General features: G+C 65.5%; 7 protein-coding genes. 1 reads left to right on the forward strand and 6 read right to left on the reverse strand.

Features of this window, described 5'->3' with window-relative positions; genetic code table 11:
• The first annotated feature begins 1,080 nt into the window (after positions 1 to 1,080).
• Positions 1,081 to 1,287: a hypothetical protein gene (locus tag A9W96_RS01555; protein ID WP_067137569.1), complete on the forward strand. Its 207-nt coding sequence runs from the start codon at positions 1,081 to 1,083 to the stop codon at positions 1,285 to 1,287.
• A 51-nt stretch (positions 1,288 to 1,338) separates the two neighbouring features.
• On the opposite strand, the gene A9W96_RS01560 is transcribed toward A9W96_RS01555, so the two are convergent.
• From A9W96_RS01560 to A9W96_RS01585, 6 genes are all read right to left on the reverse strand, one after another.
• Positions 1,339 to 1,635 (reverse strand): hypothetical protein, encoded by a 297-nt coding sequence (locus A9W96_RS01560; RefSeq protein WP_067137571.1) that lies wholly within the window; start codon positions 1,633 to 1,635, stop codon positions 1,339 to 1,341.
• Positions 1,636 to 2,061: 426 nt separating this feature from the next.
• Positions 2,062 to 2,889 carry a phosphoribosyltransferase gene (locus A9W96_RS01565; RefSeq protein WP_067137574.1) on the reverse strand — a complete coding sequence of 276 codons (828 nt, stop codon included), beginning with the start codon at positions 2,887 to 2,889 and terminating at the stop codon, positions 2,062 to 2,064.
• The gene (locus A9W96_RS01570) at positions 2,886 to 3,797 is read right to left on the reverse strand and encodes a DNA-processing protein DprA (protein WP_067137577.1); all 912 of its coding nucleotides are present in this window, start codon (positions 3,795 to 3,797) and stop codon (positions 2,886 to 2,888) included. The genes A9W96_RS01565 and A9W96_RS01570 overlap by 4 nt, the downstream gene beginning before the upstream one ends.
• Before the next feature lie 321 nt (positions 3,798 to 4,118).
• The gene (locus tag A9W96_RS01575; protein WP_067137579.1) at positions 4,119 to 4,385 is read right to left on the reverse strand and encodes a F0F1 ATP synthase subunit C; all 267 of its coding nucleotides are present in this window, start codon (positions 4,383 to 4,385) and stop codon (positions 4,119 to 4,121) included.
• An 11-nt stretch (positions 4,386 to 4,396) separates the two neighbouring features.
• Entirely contained in the window at positions 4,397 to 5,641 is a 1,245-nt protein-coding gene (locus A9W96_RS01580; protein ID WP_067137581.1) for a glycosyltransferase, read from the reverse strand.
• The gene (locus A9W96_RS01585) at positions 5,638 to 6,285 is read right to left on the reverse strand and encodes a TetR/AcrR family transcriptional regulator (RefSeq protein ID WP_067137583.1); all 648 of its coding nucleotides are present in this window, start codon (positions 6,283 to 6,285) and stop codon (positions 5,638 to 5,640) included. The genes A9W96_RS01580 and A9W96_RS01585 overlap by 4 nt, the downstream gene beginning before the upstream one ends.
• Positions 6,286 to 6,685: the final 400 nt, after the last annotated feature.

A 6,685-nucleotide genomic window follows, 5' to 3' on the forward strand; every position in this document is an offset into this window, starting at 1 on the left:
GGGCTGCGCCCGGCTCCCATGCCCGGGCGGGCAAGCCCGCCCGACGAGTTACCCTGTGCGCCAACCGCTTACGCGGTTGTCTTGGATCGCATTGTCGCGGTTGGTGTTTCGGTATCCGCACCGCTGACGCGGTGCCGTGGTGGTGACGTTGTGCCCTATTGTGCTGTTCGGCATTGCGCTGCAACCGCTTTCGCGGTTGGCGCCACCGTTTACGCGGATTGCCTTGCTGTTCAACGTCATACCGCCATACTACACGTTCTTTCCGAATCACGCTGCTTTACAACACTTTCCGAGCGATCTATTTTTCGGTGCTGCGCCCCGGGTCGGAAGGGGGATATGACGCTCATACACCCTGCGCAACAAGGCCACCGCACGCCGGTCCTGACGGCGCCGCCGGCGCACCGCACGCTGGTGATCACGCTTATCGGTCGGCAACCGCCACGACCCCGTCCAAGCCGTCACCCCAGCCGCCTTGGACACCTCAGCCATCCTCATCACTCCCCTCTACGAGAACCCCAGGCCCGCCCCACTGGCATGCCGAACAGCACAAACCCTACCGGCGACCACCGACACCACCGAACAACCCCAACAACCTCCCGCAACGCCATCACCCGCCCCTGCCGGCCCCGGCGAATCCATCCACACCAGCAAGCCCTACGCCCCCACCCTCGACACCAACACCAACCCATCACCACGACCCAACCCCGCCGGCAAAAAACGCAACCGATACGCCAACCCCCGCCGACCACTCGGGCCCGACCAACACACGCCCCCAACCCTCACAAAGCCACACAACTGACCACCCACCGATGAAGATCGGTATGAAGCTCACCGAAGTCGTTGACACGCCGAAAGCGAGCACCAGTTGCAACTAGAACCCTTTTCCGTCGCGAGAACGGGTGGCTGTCCGTCGCTGAAGCCGTGGCTCCCTCTGTTGATCCTCACGTTCAGCGCCTGCCGGGTAGCCCGCGGTGCGGGCCGGGGCCGACACGCCAGGCGCCGGGCGCGTGGCTATCCGTGCCGTGGATGTGGGTCGCCAGGTCGCGTAGCGTCTGGCTCCCAACTTAAGGAGGAATCACGGTGAGCTACCTCGACCACAGCCACGCGGCTCAAGCCAAGGCTCATGCGTACGTCCGCGAAGCACTCGACCTGGACCCTCTCGATCCGCTTCCCGACAACGACCGAGCTCGCAACGCCTACGACGATCGCCTGAAGGCCTTCCTCGCCGGCGTGCACTGGGCTCTCGATGAGCTGCCGAACGAAGCGGAAGACGACCGGCGAGTTTAGGAACGTCAGTTCCTACAGCGCCTGTCACCGCGCGGAGAGACGTGGGGCGGCTCAGCGAGCGCCGGGAAGCCCGCCATCACGACCGTCGACATACTGCTGCGCGGCGTCCCGGGCGGCCTCGAACGACGGGTAACGGCCGATCTCCTCATGAACGTCACCGTCCACGGTCAGCGTGAGCGTGAGGGCGTCGTCGATGTGCTCGGGCAACTCCGACGGCCACACCTCCATGAAGACCTCGCCGTCACCGATCCGGGCAATCGCGCCATGCTTGACCATCAGGCCGGGCATCAGCGCCCCGTCTGCTTCGTCGTAGGACTCGCTGACCGGCATCCAATCCAGCTGCGACATGATTCCTCCTCTTGGTGGGCTCGCCGGGTTGGTCCGCCCTCACTTATTACCGGCGCGAGGGCCGCTCGTTTACAGGTTCAGCCATTAGTTCCGCTCACTCCGGGACCGGAGCTCCGGGTAGGCGAGCTCGTCAAATTTTGATGTTCCGTGACGTACTGGAGACCTGGTGACGATGCCGATACCGCTGGCTCCGGGGGCGACGGTGAGCAAGATGTTCGCGGCTGGCGCGGTACTCGAGGTTCTGGACAACAACGGGTTCGCCGGCACTGCGGCGCGGCGTATGGATCACTGGGCACGTCGAGGGCATCGAGGGTGATCAGTTCGACCTACGTGGCCGGGTGCAGATGCTGGTTGGAAACGGCTGAACGACAGTCGTAGGTCAGGGGCGCGGGCGGCGTTTGCCCCGCACCCATAGCAGCTCACGTCTCATGTGTGCCGGAGCCGACACTGGTGCGTGCCCGCGAAGCATGCGAACGGGTCGTACGCCGCAGCGGTGACCCGTTCGAGCAGCGGAACGTGCGACTCCCAGTCCCATCCCAGCCACCTCGCGACGCACAGCCCGGTGACGCTGACGGCCCCGGCGGCCTTCAGTGCCGCTGCGGCCGACTGGATCGATGTACCCGTCGCCCAGGTGTCATCGACGAGCAAAACCCTCTTCCCCTCGACCCTGGGTCGCCATTTGTCCGGTACCGCGAAGCGAGCGGCGTTGGCGACGCGCGAAACGTTCACCGGACCGGGTTCGAGGCGCACGCGCTTGATCTCATGCGGGCCTCCCGAAGCGGGATCGTCCGCCGCGAGCCGCGACACGTTGCGTGCGATCCCTGTGACCGGATGCGGGCCTTCACGCGGCGTCCGCGACGGCACGAACGCGGCGGCATCCCATCCGCCGTCAGCGGTGCGCATGCAGTCATCATGGAGCCAGGTGACGACGAACGTCAGCTCGTGCACGTGTTCCACGCAGAGCTCGGTGGGAGGCTCGCCCTTGTAGAGGCGCATCGTCTGCGCGCTCTGTGACCAGCCACCGGGATTATGTCCGTCGGCGTACGCGAGAAAGAACATGTGATCGCAGGTCGCGCCGTCCAAGGTCTCCTCGGTGGACTGACATCGGGGGCACACGTCGGAGTCCGGCGCGGGGCCGCGGCAGATACGACAGATCCCGGGACCGAAAGCGGCGATGTTGTGGAAGTACGAGACCTTGCCCAGCGCGACGGAGATGTCGTGACGCAGTTCCGCGTCTGTCTGCCCGTCGGTCACCAGGCGGTGCCCGCGGGCACCGGAGCGAGACGGGATCGCACCGTCTGATCCGCCGCGGCGATCTGTTCCAGCTGCTCGATCGCCTCGTCCGGGGTCGACGCAACGAACACGTCGGGTCGCTCGACTAGCGCGCGACCCCACGTAGTGCTCTGGGCGACGTCGCGGTGCAACAGGAGGCGGCGACCGTGAGCGACCGCTTCCATCGCCTGGTGCTTGGTGCCGGACTGCTCGCTGGCTTCGGCGATGACGGTCACCTGCACGTATGCGCTCATCGTCTTGTTGCGAGCGGGGAATGACCACTTCGCTCCGGGGAAGCCGGGGAGAAACTGGCTGATTACCAACCCGCGTTCGGCGACGGTGGCCTGCAGCCTCGCATTCGGCGCCGGATACGCGCGGTCGAGGCCGGTGCCGATGACACCGACGACCCGACCTCCCAGCTCGATAGCGGCGGTCATCGCCGCGGTATCGATCCCCTCAGCGAGGCCCGACACAACGGTGACATCGCGCTCGACAAGACCCTGGGCCACACCCGCCGCGAAGTCGCGCCCGCCGGTCGACGCCTTCCGGGAGCCGACGATGGCCACGGAATAGTCATCATCGGCCAGCGTTCCCTCTGCCATCAGGAGAGCCGGCGGCCGCCGTGCGGCGCGCACCCGGCCGGGGTACTCGCGGTCGAGGACGGTGAGAGTGCGCCAGCCGCGGGCATCCCATCGCTCGATGTCCCGGGCGGCGGCGTCGCGGTCCGGCTCGGTTCCCGGCACGGCCAGCAGCGTCGCGCCGACGTGTTCGTCCCACACCTGATCAGCGGATCCGCTGTCGAGTAGGGCTTCACCGAGGTGGGCCATCGTGATCGTCTTCGGCAGGTCGCGCAGCAGCGCCACGACGGTGGCAGCCGCAGAGAAAGTCACGAGTCCTGCACCTCCATCCATCTCAGCGTGCAGTCGAAGGCTAGTACGTCGCGCGGGTGCTGCTACTCGACACTCCGCGGATAACCGCAGCCTAGAAGCAGGGACCGACATCGGAGCGGCAATTCAGACCTCCGGATGGAGACCTACCGCGCCGGCTGGATGAACAAGGTGCGCCAGTCACCATCCGGATGATGGAATGGCTCCCACCCCAGCTCACCCCAGAACCGTGGTGAGTCGGCTGCAGTTCGCGGCCGGACATACCGCTACGGATCGCGGCGAATAAGTCCACACGCTAAGGGCGCGATCCTCGCCAACGACGGTTTACTTCCCGGGTGTGGCGAAGACGAACAACGCCATGAAGGCGAGGTTGATGAAGAAGACGGCTTCGACGAGGCCCACGGTGATGAGGAAGGGCGCGAACATTCGTTGTTGGGCCTCGGGTTGACGGGCCACGCCGGCGACGAGTTGGGCGCCGGCCATGCCGTCACCGATGCCGGCGCCGATCGCGCCGCCGGCCATCATGACGCCTCCACCGCCGAGGGCTCCTGCGGTGATGATGGCGTGGACGAGTTCGGGGTCTGCGGCCATTGGCTACTCCTCTATGTGGATTGTTCGACCAGGAAGCTAACGGACGACACAACTTGTGCAGCACCATCTTCAGCACTTATACGCTCGCTGATTTGGTGGGCGTTATCCCGCAGGTGCGGATCGTTGACGGCGACGCGCATGGCCTCGGCAAGACGTTCAGAGGTGAGTTTGCGCTGGTTGATGGCGGCCGCGCAGATCCCGAGTTCGGTGATGCGCCAAGCCCAGAACGGGCCATCACCATGGGCGGGCAACGCGATGGTGGGCACTCCGGCGCGAATACCTGCCGCGGTGGTTCCCGCGCCGCAGTGGTGTGCCACGGCGGCGACCCGAGGAAATAGCCAGTCGTGGGGCGTGTCACCGATGGTCAACATATGGTCATCGGCGACATGCAGATTGGTCCAGCCGGCTTGCACGATTACCCGGACATCGGCCAGTTGCGCGGCGCGGCGGATCGTCTCGGAGAGCTGCTCGGCCCGCGCCCGGGTGGTCATCATGCTGCCGAACCCGACAAACACAGGCGGCGGACCGGCAGCAAGGAAATCAGCGAGGTCGGCGGGCGGTTCCCACGAGCCGGCGCTGGGCGGCCACCAGTATCCAGTGACCTCTAATCCCGGGCGCCAGTCCTTGGGGCGGGGCGCCACCCTCGGTGAATACCCATGCAGGACAGGCCAGTGCGCAGCGGTGCGTTGTTGACGCAGACGCCGAGCCGAGCTGGGTGGCAGCCCGAGCTGGCGGCGGAAGCCTGCCACCACGCCGCCATATAGCCGGTCGAGCAGCCAGGCACCGGCATTGGCGGCGGCCCGATTTCCGAATGCCCCGGCCGACCAGGCACCCATCACCGACGGCGGGTACTGCCCGGTCGCTGACAACGGCTGCAGCCGGACCCCAAGAGAGGGAATAGCTTTCGCTTCGGCGAGCGGGTGTCCGACCATTTCGGCGAACGGCGATAGTAACAGGATGTCTGCGGATTCGTTGGCGACGGCGGTGAGGATGTCGTTACCCAGAGCACGCATGCCCTTCGGTGAGGCGAATGCTGCCAAGCCTTGCAGCGGTGATACCTCGGCGCCATCGGCGGCAAGCTGCAGATCAGCTGGCAGTTCGCGAAACCCCAAGCCGCAGCGGGAAATCATCTCTCCGAAGGGCGTGTAGGCGGCGATGGCGACCTCGTGTCCGACCTGCCGCAGTGTCACACCCAGCCCAGCGAGAGGAGCGACATCACCGCGGCTACCAACCGCGACGATGACGATTCGGCTCATCGGTTCACCGCCACGACGCGACCGAAGATGGCGACCAGGTCCTCACCGTAAGCACGAGCATCGAAGCCGGGCTCGCGCAGGATCTTCTCCACCACGGCATTGACCGCACCGCGCAGGGCAACGGCCATCGACGCGACGGGAAAATCGCCGAATTCCTGATCCAGTTGCCCCGCAGTCAGGATCCCCGTCGGATCCAAGACCGCCAGCTTCTGTGTCAGTTCAGGTGTCAGTCCCAGCTCCTCGAAACGGCGACCGTCTGCCGGCTGGTAGCTCGTAGCGAGCTGCGTGAGGGCAGTCAGGTGCGAACGGTGTGTGTCGAAGTACGCGACGCTGCTTCGGATGTAGGCGGCCAGCTTGTTCGCCGCGGTTGATTCCGCATCAACGGCCGGTCCGACGACCGATAGTGCTGCGCGGTACATCTCCTCGATGATCGCCTCGACCAAGTTGTCCTTGGTGCCGAAGTGATACAGCACCGCACTCATCGCCACCCCAACTCGATCGGCGATCTTGCGGATCGAGGTCTGCGCCCATCCAACCTCGGCGATCACCTCGATCGCTGCGGCCACAATCTGCGCCCGTCGCGCCGACTGGGTGAAGGTCGCCGCCTTCTTCGGATCTGATCGCACACTCAAATGATAGATCAAGTGATCAACACTGGAAAGCGCGTCCCTGATCGGCAGTCCTCGGCTTTTACCCCGTGCCGCAAAGCGGTGCACTGACGGGCCACCATGTCACGGAGGCAACGCCGACATTTGCAGACACTCGACTGTGAAAGCGGACGCCGACATCGAGCATCACGAACTACCGACGGCGAGATGGGCACACAGGACCGCCCCTACCGACACCACTAAACACCCGCGCAGCTAGGGCCCTAGCGGTCCGGCGGCTCAGGCGTGAGCGACAGTCCAAGCGACGGCGAAGTAGCTGACCATCAGGCCCATCCCGAGGAGCAGTGGAGCGATCCTGTAGGCGGCGACGTGCGGGTGACTCTTGTTGGTGTTGATGTAGATCACCGGCGCTGCGATCAACCAGAGGACGACTGCG

The sequence above is a fragment of the Mycobacterium sp. 1245852.3 genome, from assembly GCF_001669335.1.
Classification (GTDB): Bacteria; Actinomycetota; Actinomycetes; order Mycobacteriales; family Mycobacteriaceae; genus Mycobacterium; species Mycobacterium europaeum_A.